This window comes from Roseibium sp. MMSF_3412, from assembly GCF_030733265.1.
Taxonomy (GTDB): domain Bacteria; phylum Pseudomonadota; class Alphaproteobacteria; order Rhizobiales; family Stappiaceae; genus Roseibium.
In genome coordinates this window covers 1-14,309 of the sequence record NZ_JASHJI010000020.1, presented here as the reverse complement: position 1 = coordinate 14,309, position 14,309 = coordinate 1, and the positions used below count along the sequence as shown (strand labels likewise).

Annotated in this window: 11 protein-coding genes and 1 tRNA gene; 6 read left to right on the top strand and 6 right to left on the bottom strand. The window is 58.8% G+C overall.

The features are described 5' to 3' along the window. Nucleotides 1–17: 17 nt before the first annotated feature. Nucleotides 18–1,811 (bottom strand): adenylate/guanylate cyclase domain-containing protein, encoded by a 1,794-nt coding sequence (locus tag RBB49_RS24820; RefSeq protein ID WP_306145607.1) that lies wholly within the window; start codon nucleotides 1,809–1,811, stop codon nucleotides 18–20. A 669-nt stretch (nucleotides 1,812–2,480) separates the two neighbouring features. On the opposite strand from RBB49_RS24820, the gene RBB49_RS24815 reads away from it, so the two are divergent. Continuing rightward, the gene (locus tag RBB49_RS24815; RefSeq protein ID WP_306145606.1) at nucleotides 2,481–3,701 is read left to right on the top strand and encodes an MFS transporter; all 1,221 of its coding nucleotides are present in this window, start codon (nucleotides 2,481–2,483) and stop codon (nucleotides 3,699–3,701) included. A gap of 461 nt (nucleotides 3,702–4,162) precedes the next feature. Then, entirely contained in the window at nucleotides 4,163–6,166 is a 2,004-nt protein-coding gene (locus tag RBB49_RS24810; RefSeq protein ID WP_306145605.1) for a methyl-accepting chemotaxis protein, read from the top strand. Between the two features lie 110 nt (nucleotides 6,167–6,276). Here the strand turns inward: RBB49_RS24810 and speE are convergent, their stop codons facing one another. Then, a complete protein-coding gene (gene speE / locus RBB49_RS24805) occupies nucleotides 6,277–7,149 on the bottom strand; it encodes a polyamine aminopropyltransferase (RefSeq protein ID WP_306145604.1) in 873 nt (290 codons plus the stop codon). Next, nucleotides 7,146–7,703 (bottom strand): adenosylmethionine decarboxylase, encoded by a 558-nt coding sequence (gene speD / locus RBB49_RS24800; protein ID WP_306145603.1) that lies wholly within the window; start codon nucleotides 7,701–7,703, stop codon nucleotides 7,146–7,148. The genes speE and speD overlap by 4 nt, the downstream gene beginning before the upstream one ends. 185 nt (nucleotides 7,704–7,888) lie before the next feature. Here speD and RBB49_RS24795 point away from each other — a divergent pair, with 185 nt between their 5' ends. Next, complete coding sequence (locus tag RBB49_RS24795; protein WP_306145602.1) at nucleotides 7,889–8,476, top strand: GNAT family N-acetyltransferase; 588 nt, start codon at nucleotides 7,889–7,891, stop codon at nucleotides 8,474–8,476. A 44-nt stretch (nucleotides 8,477–8,520) separates the two neighbouring features. Here the strand turns inward: RBB49_RS24795 and RBB49_RS24790 are convergent, their stop codons facing one another. After that, entirely contained in the window at nucleotides 8,521–9,282 is a 762-nt protein-coding gene (locus RBB49_RS24790) for an SIMPL domain-containing protein (RefSeq protein WP_306145601.1), read from the bottom strand. A 124-nt stretch (nucleotides 9,283–9,406) separates the two neighbouring features. After that, a complete protein-coding gene (locus RBB49_RS24785) occupies nucleotides 9,407–10,474 on the bottom strand; it encodes an AI-2E family transporter (protein ID WP_306145600.1) in 1,068 nt (355 codons plus the stop codon). Between the two features lie 295 nt (nucleotides 10,475–10,769). Here RBB49_RS24785 and RBB49_RS24780 point away from each other — a divergent pair. Together RBB49_RS24780 and RBB49_RS24775 are read left to right on the top strand one after the other, a co-directional pair. Further along, nucleotides 10,770–10,846, top strand: a tRNA-Ile gene (locus RBB49_RS24780). Nucleotides 10,847–11,268: 422 nt separating this feature from the next. Further along, complete coding sequence (locus tag RBB49_RS24775; protein WP_306145599.1) at nucleotides 11,269–11,889, top strand: VPLPA-CTERM sorting domain-containing protein; 621 nt, start codon at nucleotides 11,269–11,271, stop codon at nucleotides 11,887–11,889. Between the two features lie 210 nt (nucleotides 11,890–12,099). Here the strand turns inward: RBB49_RS24775 and RBB49_RS24770 are convergent, their stop codons facing one another. Next, on the bottom strand, nucleotides 12,100–13,056 hold the full coding sequence (locus RBB49_RS24770; protein ID WP_306145598.1) for a LysR family transcriptional regulator: 957 nt from the start codon (nucleotides 13,054–13,056) through the stop codon (nucleotides 12,100–12,102). Nucleotides 13,057–13,178: 122 nt separating this feature from the next. On the opposite strand from RBB49_RS24770, the gene RBB49_RS24765 reads away from it, so the two are divergent. Continuing rightward, nucleotides 13,179–14,051, top strand: coding sequence for a DUF4437 domain-containing protein (locus RBB49_RS24765; protein ID WP_306145597.1), 873 nt, complete (start codon nucleotides 13,179–13,181; stop codon nucleotides 14,049–14,051). Nucleotides 14,052–14,309 lie beyond the last annotated feature (258 nt).

The window sequence follows — 14,309 nt, the reverse complement described above, 5'->3', positions numbered from 1 at the left end:
GTTCAAAGGCATGTCCGCTAGTCCGGCACCCCCAGCTCCTTCAGAGAGCGGGCAAACGCCCGCCCCATCTCAAAATCCGCTGCAGGCGATGACTTCCGCCACCAGCTGATTGTAAAATTCGGTTGTTTTTTCAGAAGTTTGGCGAGTGTCTTTCTGGCGTCCTCGTGCTTGCCCAATCGCCATTCCGCGACGGCCTTGACGCGCAAGGTGGAGGTATGGGACCGGTTCAACCGCAGCGAACTGGCGGCCAGTTCCAGGGCGCGCTGATTGTCCTTGTTCGCAAGACTGGCACCGGCTGCCATGGCCTGAAAGAAAAACCGGTTCGGGTCGAGCGGCGCCAGATGCAGCGCTTGTTCCGCATCCTGAGCTGCCTTGGCTCCTTCTCCCCGAAAGGTATAAAGCCCGGCCCGCAATGCGCGTCCGGTGGCATCGTTCGGTGTCAGCTCGAGTGCACTGTCGAACAGTTCCTCCGCCTCATCCAGATCATGCAAGAGATTGTTTCGCACGAAGCCCTCGGCGACCAGGGCCGCCGAGTTCTGCGGGTCAATGTCCAGCGCTCGCTCGGTACAATCCAGCGCAAGCTTCGCCTCAAGGGCCGGATCGTCCGCCCAGCCCTGCTGGACCTTGAGAACATGCCAGCGTGCCTTCCAGGCAAGGGCGGAGGGGGCATGCGGCACGCGCTCGATCAATCCGTCGAGCAGTTCCCTTGCCAGCTCGAAGTCCTGCCTGGACAACCGGTTCATCAGCGCGATGGCCCCGAACAGGATCGCGTAACCCTCAAGCGTGGGAAGAGGGGCGGAGAGGGCGCGCTTCATCTCCCGGTTCAAAAGAGCGCCGTGCATCCTGTTGGCAAGGTCGCTGAATATGGTGTTGCGCTGAAGAAGCTCGGATGTATCGAACTCCAGACGTTCCGACAAAACGACCAGACCGGTGCGGGTCTCGATCAGTTCCAGGTCCAGAATTGTCTGGTCAGGCGACTGCCGGAAGGACCCGGTCACGATAAAGTCCGCGCTCAGTTTTGTGCGGATGTCCTCCAGTTCCAGAGCCTTTGCCCGGAAGCTTGCCGTCGACAGATTGGAGATCACACTGAGCGCGGGAGACTTTGCCAGTGCGCCGACCAGATCTTCGGTGATCAGGTTCGACCAGACCATCGTTTCCTGGGACACCGAGGGAGATACGAGCGGCAGAACGGCGATTGTCGGCTGAAGATCCTTTGCAGCGATCTTGGGCGTCACGCTTTGTGCTTCATCGCGGTTGCGCAACACGTAGGCGCTGACCGGCCGCGGCAGGTTCTTCAGGTGCAACTCACCGATATCTTCAAATTCCGCATCAGGGTCGCTGGCCAGTTCGTTGCGGATGGCCGCGCTGGTCACGATCTGCCCCGCACGCGACGCGGCCGACAACCGGGCGGCGGTGTTGACGTGCTGGCCATAGAGGTCCTGATCGGCGCTGTGCAGGATCTCTCCGATATCAAGACCGATGCGCAGTTCGATGCGCCGGTCGGGGGCGAGGTTCTCGTTGACCTTTTCAATCGAGGCCTGAATTTCCAGCGCCGTGCGCGCCGCATCGCCGGCATCGTCGAATTCCGCCAGCAAGCCGTCGCCCATGCGTTTGACCAGACGGCCCTGTCCCGACTCCGCCAGCTTGCGTTCAAGACTGTCCACGAAGCCGACCCAGCGGAGAACCGTGCCTTCCTCATCCACCTCAAACAGGCGCACTGAATCAACAACGTCAGCGAACAGAACCGCTCTGTTCACCCGCAAAAGCCCCGTACCGAGCGTAAAAATGTCCTTGTACGAGGTCGAGATCATTGCGAGAGGTCCCGCAAATCCGTGTTCGAGTAAAAACAGTCGTACATTGCTGAAACCTTTGGCTAAGCGCTAAGCCATGGGCGGATTTACAGCGTCCAAGTTAGTTTTGATATTCAGCAGCTTAAGCGCGTAAAAATTTTCTGCAATACTTATAATATTAAATATGAAAATACTGATATGTGATCGAGGATTCCTCTTCGGAACTCAGTCCCATTTACTCATGTTTCATTGTGAAAATCCATCCGCAATTATGCAGATATTGTACGGAATTCACTGATTGTCAAATCTGTCATCGGGACCGCCACGCCAGGTGAGGCGAAGTGAGGCCAGGTTTCGTACAAGACTGTAGAGCCGGTTCAGCGATTGAACCACCGCGATGCCCCACAGCAGGTTCCCGCCGCATTGCTCCCGTTTTTACCCTTGCGGAAGATCTAAGTATACAAAGCTTTTACGTGTGTATCGGGTTGTATTTTCAGGCGAATACTGAGATGTAAATCACACTTTTTCTGAATTCCTGACGTTCGTCTCTTTCTACTGTTTTATCCAAATGCCCCGGACACATATCCAAAGGTAGCCCGGTTGGGTGTGCGCGCGGCGTGTTTTCAGAACCGCACGTACGAGGCCGTTTATCAGAATTCATACAGTTCCAGATTTCATAGGGATGTTGTTATGAGGGGCTATCTGTTTGTCGTGGTCGGTGCATGGGTTATCGCAATTACCTACGGCGTGCGCTTTGCCTTCGGGCAGTTTCTTCCGTCTATCCAGAACGAATTCCGGCTCGATCATGACGACACGGCCCTGCTTGCCTGCAGTGTCTACGCAGGAACATGTGCCGCGCTGCTCGTTGCGGCCTATCTGACGGAAAGATGGGGTGCGCGCGTCACCGTGATTGCGGCGATGGCGTTCGCGGCACTGGGGGCGATGACCGTCAGCCTTGCGCAGTCACAGGCCTACCTGCTCGCCTCGCTTTCGTTTATCGGTATCGGGTCCGGGCTGTCGATGCCGCCGCTCGTCGCCGGTGTCAGCGTTGCCTGCGGCCGTTACAAGGAACGCGCGGTCAGCATCATCAATGCGGGAACAGGCGTCGGCATCGTCGCTGCAAGCATCACGGCGCTGCAGTTTGCCAATACCTGGCGCGAGTGTTTTCTGGTGTTCGCACTTGTTTCCGTCGCGCTGTCTCTGGCCGCACTTTTCGCTGTGCCGAAACGGCCGGCCGTTGCTACGTGTCCCGGTTCTCTTGTGCGAATTTTCAAGTCACCCGGTCTGCATCAGGCTGCGTCGAGCGCCCTGCTTTTCGGCATGGTCAGCGCCGCGATCTGGACCGGAGGGGGCCTCAGCCTCGTCGGCCTCGCCGACTGGAGCGCTCCGGAAATCAGCCTGTTCTGGATCGCTCTCGGCATTGCCGGCCTGTTGGGTGGATTGTGCGGGGATCTCGTTGCGAAACTGTCGCTTGCCGAGATGCATTCGATCTCCTTTGTCGGCCTCGGAGCGTCCGCACTTGTGCTGACAATGGCGGAACACTCCGCAACGCTTGCCTTTATTGCCGCCGGCCTGTTCGGGGTTTTCTACATGACGGGAACCGCCATGTACCTTATCTGGGCCGGGCGGATTTCGCGGACCCATGCACCGACTGTTGTTGCGGTCCTGTTCTTCATGCTGCCGGTCGGTCAAATCATTGGCTCGGCGATGTTCGGGCAACTGACCAGCCATTTCGATTTCGACCACGTCCTGGTCGTCTTCACGCTGATGTCGAGCTGCTTCATCCTTATCCAGGTGGTTTCCAAGATCGACCTGCCGACGGCATACAGTCCAGGCGATGCCGAAGCGGTACCTGTTGATCCCACACCTGTATCAAAGGCGAGTGTGGATCACCGGATCCGATCCCTTTAAGAAGCGCGTCATGGGTGTCTGACACGCGCCTTGGTTCGTAAGGTTCCGTTGGTACTTCAAGCTGTGACCCGAACCGCGTGTCTTGAAGCCGTCACACGACCCGGATCACGCCAGCGCCTTCCGCCTGACAGGCAAGCAGCCAGGACCGGGTTTGCAGGCGAATGTGCGATCTCAGGCAAATTAAACCTTGGCATAGTGTACCGTTTTGGCCCGGCTGGGCCAGAGAGTACATGATGGGATACGTCTCTTGGGTTGCAAGTATATATTTTTGCAATCAAAGATGAAGCGCCTTGTTGTGCCGCCTTCTTTTAAGAATTTCTGATCACAAGATTTTGTTCATTATAATTTTATCCAATATTAACTGACGTGTGCAAACTCTCAATGCGAATTTTCAGAAGACTAAACTCACTGACTTCTTCTGACGCAGACCTATTGACTTGGCTCTGGGGGGAGCTTGCACAATGTCTGATACGCCTAACAGTGCCCACAAAAATCGTGTTTCTGCGGGCTTCTTCGACCGCCTTCGAATCCGAACACGCATCAATCTATTGGTTCTGCTGTCGATCTTTGCCGTTTCGGCACTCGGCATCACCTACATCGCGGGAAGGGCGGGTACGCAAGCTTCCCTTGAAAGCAAAAACCAGTATGCGACCTTGTACAGACTTGGTCAGGCCGTTGAAATCGGTGCGTTGCAGATGCGGCGCAGCGAAAAGGACTTTCTTCTGCGCAGAGATACCAAGTACATCGACAAATACGACAAGGCCGTCAAGACCGTGGACAGCGCGCTGGAGCAAATGTCGCAGCTCGAAGCCGCGGGCGTTGCCTCCGAGAGCATCCAGAACCTGAAGTCCGATGTCGCGCGTCACAGCCAGCAATTTCATGCGGTTTCCGATCTGCACATCAAGATCGGACTGAACGAGAAGGAAGGGCTTGAAGGCGACCTTCGCAAGGCTGTTCACAATGTCGAAGAGCTCCTGAAAACTGCCGAAATGGACGCCCTGACGGTGAAAATGCTGATGATGCGCCGTCATGAGAAGGATTTCATGATGCGTGGCGCGGAGAAATACGTTGCCCGGATCGACAAGCGGCGCGAGGAATTCGATGCAATTCTCAATGACGCGACGCTCTCTGCTGAACTGACATCCGAACTTTCAACGCTCATGGACGGTTACCAGACAGGCTTCAAGGCCTATGCGGAAACGGCGATGATCCTCCAGCCCGAAACGAAGCAGTTGAGCAAGATTTTTGCCGAGATGCAGCCGGACTTTGCCAAAATCCGGGAGGTCACGACTGAGGGGCAGGACGTTGCCAATGCGAATTTCGAATCCACGATCAGCAACACCGACAAGACCTTCCTGTTTGCAAGCATCAGCATTCTGGCCGTGGGTATTTTTCTCGGATTGCTTATCGGAAGAAGCATCTCCCGCCCGATCAACCAGCTGAACGACACGATGAAGGCGCTGGCGGACGGCAATATCGAGACCGACGTTCCCATGCTTGGCTTCAAAACCGAGTTTGGCGAAATGGCGGAGACCGTCCAGTTCTTCAAGAACGCCTCTGTTGAACGTGCGGCACTCCTGGGCGAAACCAAGCTCGAACAGGAGGTGCGTGCCGGCCGTCAAACGAAGGTGGACGGCCTCATCGGTGAGTTCCGGGAAACCGTTCGGAGCGTGCTCGACGCGGTCAATTCGGAGAACCGGGAGATGGAAGCATCCGCCGGCAGCCTTTCCTCGATCGCATCCCAGACGACGGCGCAGGCGGACAGCGTTTCGAATGCGTCCCTCGATGCCTCCAAAAATGTCGAAGCCGTTGCAATGGCCGCGGAAACCCTGTCCACCTCGATCAGCGAGATTTCGCGTCAGGTCGGCCAGACCCGGAGTATCGTGGAGCAGGCGACCGGTGCCACCATCGAGACTGATGCGAAGATTGCCGGCCTCGCGGATTCAGCTGACAAGATCGGTGAAGTGATCCTTCTCATCCAGGGCATCGCGGAACAGACGAATCTGCTTGCCCTGAACGCGACGATCGAAGCCGCGCGTGCTGGAGAGGCCGGAAAAGGCTTCGCCGTGGTGGCGTCGGAAGTGAAAGAGCTTGCAACCCAGACCGCCAAGGCAACGGAAGCGATTTCGACCCAGATCACCGATATCCAGAAAGAGACCGAAAGCTCCGTGGATGCCATTCGCGGCATTGCGGAGACGATGAGGGAAGTGTCCTCGGCCACCGAAACGATTTCCGCAGCCGTGGAGGAACAGGGAAGCTCGACCGCTGAAATTTCGGAAAATGTCCGCTCTGCGGCAGCAGGATCCAATGGGGTTTCGGAGAATATTGTCGGTGTGCGGCAGGCCGCAGATGAAAGCCAGAGCACGGCAGAACGCGTGCTTTCAGCGGCGAAAGGTGTCTCCAACAACACCGAACAGCTTCGCCAGGTAATCGACGAGTTCCTCGACAGCGTTGCGGCTGCTTAACGAAAAAGCGCATTCGGTTCGCCTGTGCGACTTGTCTGCTGCCTGTTGCCCGGAGCCCAAAGCCAGTCCCTCCGGGCAACAGCGCGTCTGCACAATGGAGGTCAATCCTCTCAGGCCCTGGTGCGGCCTTCTTCGACAGCATCCAGAATGAAGCGGGGCAGGGCGAATGCAGCAGCGTGCACGTCAGGTGTGTAATACCTGGTCTGGAAACCGGCCGCACTAAAGCGCTCTTCCAGCACGGTTGCCGCCTGCCTGCGCAGATCGGCATTGTCGGTCGCCCAGCCCAGCGTCATGTGACCGCCGAAATAGGTCGGGATTGCCGCGATATACGCAGCCGCATCCTTGAAGATGCGGGAGAAACGCTCGATGCTCGTCACCAGTTCGTCGCGCTGCAGGAACGGCACACCGTTCTGCGTTACCAGGACACCGCCGGGTGTCAGCATGCTGTGAACGTTTCGGTAGAACTCTTCGGAAAAGAGAACGGCACCGGGGCCATGCGGATCGGTGCTGTCGACGATGACGACGTCGAATGTGCGATCGGTCTCAGCGGCAAATTTCATGCCGTCGGCAATGACCAGTTCAAAACGCGGATCTTCGACGACACCGGTATTGAAATCCGCGAAGTGTTCCTTGGAGAACTCCACCACCGAGGCATCGATTTCCACCTGAACCAGCTTCTCGACCGTCCGGTGCTTGAGAACTTCCTCGGCGAGGCCGCAATCGCCGCCGCCGACAATGAGGACGTTCCTTGCCGCGCCGTGGGCGATGATCGGCACGTGGGACATCATCTCGTGATAGATGAACTCGTCCGCCGTGGTGACCTGGGTCACCCCGTCCAGCATCAGGATCTTGCCGAAGACCGGGTTGGAAAAGAGCACCAGGTCCTGGTGCTCCGTCTTTTCCTGGTAGAGGATCCGGTCGCAGCCGTAGCTGACCTGAACCCCCGGATAAAGGGTTTCGTTGAAGACCAGTCCGTCGCTCATTCGGCCGCTTCCAGCGTGTGCGGTTTCGACAGCTGGTTGGCAACCTCGCGCCCGCGCAGCAATTCGGAGACCGCGGTCTTGCCCGGATTGAAGGCGTTGCGCAAAACGTCGACGCATTTTTCAGGCTTGGCATCGCCGCACATGAAAACGTCGAACGCCGCGTAACCCGCCTCGGGCCAGGTGTGGACGGAAATGTGGCTTTCCGCCAGCACGGCGACACCTGACACGCCGGTCGGTTCGAACGGGTGCAGGTGGATGTGCAAGAGGGTCGCGCCTGCTTCGTTGACACAGGCGCGCAGAGCCTGTTCGACATGGGGCAGATCGTCGAGCCTCTCGGCGTCGTAAAGATCAATAATCAGATGCGCACCAGCGCAGTGGACCCCTTCCTTCTGAATGAAGTGATCCAGGCGGTCATCGGCAAAGATGCCGGCGGCCGCATTAGAAACGTTTTCTTCCCTCTGGGTGGTGCTTCTTGGCTCGGCAACGCTGATTGCGTCTTCTGCTACACGAGCCTCCAAGTCCATCCCCAGTTCGAAGAGGGCGTTGCTTTCCATATCGCTCTCCCAAACCAGCAGATGTCCCCGGTGTAATTTCCGGAGCGCACTCCTTACAGAAAAGAGTGTTTAATCTCAATGGGAAATCTGCAAAATTCTGGAGCCGATGTTGCGATGCAAACAGGATCGCTCCGGGCTGGTCCGATCGGTGCTGAAAATCATGCCGTTGTTTGAGAGGGTTAGGTGTGCCGGTCGAGATAAGAACTTTAACAGGCGAAGACCTGAAAAATGCACTCGGGGACCTCGCCCGGCTGCGGATATCCGTTTTTCACGACTGGCCGTATCTTTATGACGGTTCCATGGAGTACGAGGCGAAATACCTGCAGCGCTATGCGGAGACCGAGGGCGCCCTGATCGTGGGCGCCTATGACGGTGCACAGCTGGTGGGCGCTGCCACCGGCGAGCCGCTCGGCGATGAATACGAGGCGTTCCAGCAGCCGCTGCGGGAGCGCGGCTATGATCCGGAGAAGATCTTCTATCTTGCCGAATCCGTGCTTGATCCGGCCTATCGCGGCCAGGGCATCGGTCATCGCTTTTTCGACGAGCGCGAGGCCCATGCGAAGAAACTGGGCTTCGGCGAGGCTGTCTTCTGCGGTGTCATCCGGCCGGACGATCATCCGATGCGGCCGGCAGCTTACCGGCCGCTGGACCCGTTCTGGCGCAAGCGCGGCTACAAGAAACTGGACGGTGTGATCGTTACATTTCCCTGGCAGGATATCGGTGACGCGTCAGAGACCGAAAAGCCGATGCAGGTCTGGTACCGGAAGTTCTGACCCGGTCCCCCGCATGCGGGACCGGGAAGCCAGGTATGGGTGCGCTACTTCAGCGCCCACTGGATCGTGACGTTGGCGCCGATGGTTTCCTCACCGGCCTCGATCGGCACGGACTCGGGGCTGGCGGCCATCACGGCACTCGCGCGCATCATCTGCGGGCGCGGCACCTGCGTGCCGGTTTCCGATATCGACAGGATCTCGCCGAGTTCAACGCCGGCGGCGCTTGCAAAGACTTCCGCCTTGTGGCGTGCGGCCTCGACGGCCTTCTTGCGCGCTTCGTCGAGCTTCTCGGCCGGGTCGCTTACGTCGAAACGGATGCCGTCGACGGAATTCGCGCCGCTGTCGACAACCAGGGACAGGATATCGCCGAGTTTGGCGATGTCGCGGATATTGACCTCGACCCCGTTGCGGACCTCGTAGCCGATAATGTTCGGCTGGCGGTTGGACCCGTCCGTGATGCGCTCATAGCGCGGATAGATGCCGAAGCCGCGCGTCTGGATATCCTTTGCCTCGATACCGGCATTCTTGATGGCATCGATCACCTTGGCGATCGCCGCCGAGTTTTCCGACAGCGCATCGGCTGCCGTCTTGCCGGTGGTGGCGACATTGGTGGTGATCACCGCCATGTCGGGGGCAACGGTAACCGTGCCCCGGCCGTCCATGGTGATGGTGCCACTGGACGGCACCGTCTCCTGCGCGGAAGACGGGATCGCGGTTGAAAGCGCCAGTGCAAGCCCCACCGCGAGGGCGAAGCCATGCACGAAAGCCAGTCTTTTGCCGCGCAGCACGGCGATAAAACCTGTCATTGAAAAATCCTTTCAGGCTGTATTTCACGTGTGCGTGAACATGGGTGGCCATTGCGGCACGGATAAGGCTCGCCGGTTCAGCTTCCGTTCATTTTCAAAGGCTTGGTTCAGGGTGCCACGGAATTCAGACCGATCCCGTACCCTTCTGCTTTTCAAAGCCGACCTCACCGGTCTCCGATAGCAGGACGGCAATCGGGCGCGAACTTTCGAAGCGCGCGCAGACAATGACGATCATCACGGTGAGGGGCACACACAGGACCATACCGACAATGCCCCAGATCGCGCCCCAGAAGGCCAGCGAGAGCATGATGACAAGGCCCGAGAGGTTGAGGTTCGAGCCCATCAGCTTGGGCTCCACAAGATTGCCGATGGCGAACTGAATGAGACCGAGACCGGTGGCGATCGCGAAGAAGGGGCCGAGCGTGTCGTAATAGACAACGGCAAGCAGGCTCGGGAAAATAACCCCGATCAGCGAGCCGATCGTCGGAATGTAGTTCAACAGGAAGGCGATGAAGCCGAAAAGAGCCGCGTAAGGCAGGCCGATCAGGATCAGGACGAGGCTGGTCAGGGCACCGGTCGCGACCGAGACCGCGGTCTTGATCGAAAAGTAATGCATTATCGAGCGGTTGATTTCCGCACGGATCGCGAAGGCGGACTGCGCACGCTCGGGCGTTGCGAACAGGCGTTCGAACTTGCGGTCGAAGGTGGACTGCTCCAGCACCAGAAAGAGGACATAGATGAAGACAAGGCTGGCGGAGCCCGCCAGCGTCGTGACCAGGCTCGCGCCTGCCGTCACCATGCGCGGGACGACGCTGTCCGGCAGGAGGTCTTTCAGTTCGATCGGATCGTTCAGGTCGAAATGGGACGAGAACTGGTCGAAGATTTCCTCAAGGCGCCGCTGGTAGGTGGGCGCGTCCTGGGCGAGCTGGGCAAGATTGACGGTGACGATGTCGAGCACGACGGTACTGGCGGCGAAGATGGCCAGAAGGGCGAAGGTGAAAGCGACGAACCCGGGCAGGCGCCAGGGTCCGATCGGGATCTTCTGGAACGCGTGGGCGAGCGAGTTGATCATGTACCAGACGATGAGCGCGATCACGAAGGGCAGCAGCAGCGAACGTCCGACGACCAGCAGCCAGCCGATCATGCAGATGAGAAGGACCGTCAGGGTTGCGGTCAGAAGGGGACTTCGCATGTCGGCTCCGGCTTTTGGTCCATCGGCGGGCGTGTCAGATACGGTGTCAGTTTAGACCTCAAGCCTTAAGGGAACGGAACCATTTTCTTGGTGATCCGATGGAGCGCATGGCGCGGTGCCGTCCGCGCCGATCCCGGGGCTTCGGCTAAGTTCTGCCTCAACACCCGCGAGCGGCCGCAATGCCCGGTCTTTCCAGGACCTTTTTCGGTTTGACCATGCAAAGCACTTGCCCAGCCGGTTCGCCATGGTATAGGGACTGTGTGCCCGGCAACCGGCTTACCGATTACCGGGCCGTGGGCCTGTAGCTCAATTGGTTAGAGCCGTCCGCTCATAACGGATTGGTTGGGGGTTCGAGTCCCTCCGGGCCCACCATTTTTTCCTCATTTGGTTTCCGGTCAGCGCGATTGGCAGGTTCGCCCGCGCCGGTGCGGGATTGCGCTCTTGAGGGACCCATTGTGATTAACGCATGAGTTGTGGCACCTCTGCGGGAAGGTTAAGGCAGGGGCCGGAAACGTGCTGGATGACGCCGAATCGTGGGTGTGTTTCGGGCTGAAAAATGGGCATTTTTGAAGCTTCCCCTGCGTCATTTTCTACCGATCCGACAGCGAGGTTGCAATCCATTATTTTCTTTATAACTTATTGAATTAGATTAATTTTTTTCTGCGTTGCAATCTCGCAAAAAAGGAAATTCAAGCCGGAATTTTTAGCCTTGCGTTAGGTCAGGTTGTTCGGTAGTTTTCGCGATGTGTGCAATATCAAGGTTAATTAATCCAATTTTGTAAGTGGGGGTTGTGATGAAACTTGCTACCTTGGCCGCTGCAATTGTCTTTTCAGTCAGTGCAACGGCCGCTCAAGCGGCTCCGGTCTACTTCAACGGACCGACCGACTATAACGTCGACGGGGATGTCTACACCGATGGTGTGGTCAATGTCACCGTGGACGGCGGAACTTTCAACAACGCGGGCTCAATCTGCCTGAGCTGCGGCATTGCCGGTCAATACAGCACCGGGCTCGGCGTCTACAGCCACAGGGGCGACAGCCACCAGGTTGACGGCCGCAACAGAAACGACATCGTCAAGTTCACCTTCGATCATGAAGTCATTCTCGAAGCCGTCACGTTCTCCTACGTAGACAGCAACGACGAATTTTCGTTCGCGACGGTCGATGGCGGACCGTTGGGTGTGATTGCGCGTAACGTGAACATCCCGGGAACCGGGTTTGCGACCTACACGTTCAACAGCATCTGGCAGGGCACGATGTTCGGCATCGGTGCCTGGGACAAGAACGACAACTTCAAAATCAAGGCGCTTCACTACAGCAAGGTGAACGTGGTTCCGCTTCCGGCATCCGTTCTCCTGCTCGGCACCGCGCTTGGATTTGCCGGCTTCGCAAGCCGCCGCCGCAAGAAGGCCTGATAACAGGACCCGATAACAAGATTTCGGCGGCTGGTCCGCCGGGTCTGCACACAATCGGATGTTTCACCAGCCTTTGAGACATCCTTCGGGTCGTAAAATTCAAGGGCGCACGCGTCTGTGCGTTCTGGAACGACTTTCCAGCCCCGCTGATTTTCGGCGGGGCTTTTTTGCGCCGCCAGTTTCAATCGCAACGCGAAAACGGGACCGGGCTCAGGCTCCAGCGCGGCGGAAAGGCCGGGTGTCGCTGCCTGTGTCTTCATGCCCCTTGCCGCACAGGGCCGGCACGTGTCTGAACCTTGCTTCCAGGAAATCCGTAAAGGCGCGCACGCGGGCCGGGGGCAGGCGCGACGGCGGGCGGACGGCGAAGACCTGCCAGAAGGGCGAGACGGAATGGCCCTCCAGAACCTGAACAAGCGTTCCGTTGGTCAGGTGATCGGAAATCTCCCAGATGCATTTGCGCGCAATGCCGAGACCGGAAAGCGCGGCTTCGGTGATCGCCTCGGCGCTTGTGCTTGAGAAATTGCCGTTGGTCCTGACATCGTGAATTGTGCCGTCAGGCGCGGCCAGAGACCAGGTGCGCATGTCCTCGCGCGCCAGACAGTTGTGTTTTTTGAGATCGTCCAGGGTGTTGGGGACACCATGCCGTTCCAAATAGCCGGGCGCAGCGACCAGGCATCTCGGACTTACGGCCAGCTTGCGCGCCTTGAGCGTCGAGGGCGCAAGCGCACCGATGCGGATCGCCATGTCGAACCCCTGTTCCACGATATCGATGACGCTGTCGCTCATGGCAAGCTGAAGCGAAACGCCGGGGTGGTTCTGGAGGAATTCCGTCACATGCGGGGCAATGTGCAGGCGGCCGAAGGACGCTGAACAGGCGATCCTGAGCTCCCCCTTGATGTCCCTGGGGTCCGGCCTGATGTCCGCAAGCGCTTCTTCGACATCGCCCAGAATGCGCTTGGCATGGGCAAGGAAAATCTCGCCATCCGTCGACAGGGACACGGCCCGGGTGGTCCGGTGCAACAGCTGCGTTCCGATCGTTGCCTCCAGCGCCTGCAGACGCTGGGTCGCGGCGGTCGCGGACAGGCCGAACTCCGCTCCCGCCTTGCCGATCGCGCCGAGTGCCGCCACGCGCACAAACAATTCCAGGGACTTCAGATCAAGGGGCATTATTTTGTTTTTTCAAATAGTAATTTTGAGGACCCGCCGATTATTAGCGAAATGCGGAACATATTTAAAGCGGGAGACAGAAAAGCGCCGCGTGCGCTGCGCCAGAACCCGGGAGTTTCAAGATGCGCTTCTCCAGCCTCCTCGTCGCTTCATCCGCCGTCATCGCGCTTGTTGCAGTTGCCGCTGCTTCCCAGAACCCGGAACCATCCGGGGGGGTGGAGGTGGTGCCGAGCGCAGACGTTGCCTTCCAGCCGCTGAACCCGGCGCGCGGCGATGCCGGCCCGCAGGCGGGCGTCTTGTGGGGCGATATCCGCGAGGACGTGCCGACCGGCACCATCATCCGGTTCAAGCCGGGCTTCAGCTCGCCGCCGCATATCCACATCATCACCTACCGTGCGGTCGTCATCAGCGGGGCCGTTCACAATGACGACCCGGCCGCAGAACCCATGTGGATGGGGCCGGGTTCGTTCTGGACCCAGCCCGCCGGGGCAACGCACATCACGGCCGCGCGCGAAGATGCCGGCCTGTCGAGCGCCTTCCTGGAGATCCAGGAGGGTCCGTATCTCGTCCAGCCCAGGGACCGGGCCTTCGCCAATGGCGAATTTCCGGTGAATGTCGCGGCCGGCAATATCGTCTGGATCGACGCGGAGGATGTCGCCTGGGTCGACGCACCGGGGGCAACTGAAGGCGCGGACCAGCCGAAGATGGCGTTCCTGTGGGGCGCGCCGGCGGAGGCTGAAAAGAACGGAACTTTCCTGAAACTTCCGGCTGGCTTTAAGGGAACGATAACCGGGGGCGATGCCTGGCTGCGCGCCGTTGTCATCAGCGGGACCGCCACCCATCAGGCTCCCGGCCTGTCTGAGGCCACACCGCTCGATCCGGGCAGCTATTTCGGCTCCAGGCGGGCAACAGTGCACGCGGTCACCTGCACCGGCGCGGAGCCTTGCATCTTTTACATGAGCGCCGTGGGAAAATACGAGGTCTCGCGCTCCTGAGGGAGGCGGGGCGCATTGCGGAATGTGATGCAGCGCAGGCGGTGACATGGGAGTTCAGGATGGCCTCTGACCATCGCCAACTGCCTGGAAAGCCTGACCCGCCACACTGGCACGGATATCGTTGTCAGCAATGACCTTATCGAGGCCGTCAGGGCATGCAGTGCGGACCCGCACGCGATTGCACCGGGCCTTCAAAACGTCGGAACGTTTGACATCCGCGGGCGGCGGGAGCAGGTAGCGGTCTGGACGTTGGGGGGC

Coding starts and splice junctions, on each gene's coding strand:
- RBB49_RS24775 (WP_306145599.1), top strand. CDS start 11,269: ATGAAACTTGCTACCTTGGCCGCTGCAATTGTCTTTTCAGTCAGTGCA.
- RBB49_RS24770 (WP_306145598.1), bottom strand. CDS start 13,056: ATGCCCCTTGATCTGAAGTCCCTGGAATTGTTTGTGCGCGTGGCGGCA.
- speD (WP_306145603.1), bottom strand. CDS start 7,703: ATGGAAAGCAACGCCCTCTTCGAACTGGGGATGGACTTGGAGGCTCGT.
- speE (WP_306145604.1), bottom strand. CDS start 7,149: ATGAGCGACGGACTGGTCTTCAACGAAACCCTTTATCCGGGGGTTCAG.
- RBB49_RS24815 (WP_306145606.1), top strand. CDS start 2,481: ATGAGGGGCTATCTGTTTGTCGTGGTCGGTGCATGGGTTATCGCAATT.
- RBB49_RS24785 (WP_306145600.1), bottom strand. CDS start 10,474: ATGCGAAGTCCCCTTCTGACCGCAACCCTGACGGTCCTTCTCATCTGC.
- RBB49_RS24810 (WP_306145605.1), top strand. CDS start 4,163: ATGTCTGATACGCCTAACAGTGCCCACAAAAATCGTGTTTCTGCGGGC.
- RBB49_RS24820 (WP_306145607.1), bottom strand. CDS start 1,811: ATGATCTCGACCTCGTACAAGGACATTTTTACGCTCGGTACGGGGCTT.
- RBB49_RS24790 (WP_306145601.1), bottom strand. CDS start 9,282: ATGACAGGTTTTATCGCCGTGCTGCGCGGCAAAAGACTGGCTTTCGTG.
- RBB49_RS24765 (WP_306145597.1), top strand. CDS start 13,179: ATGCGCTTCTCCAGCCTCCTCGTCGCTTCATCCGCCGTCATCGCGCTT.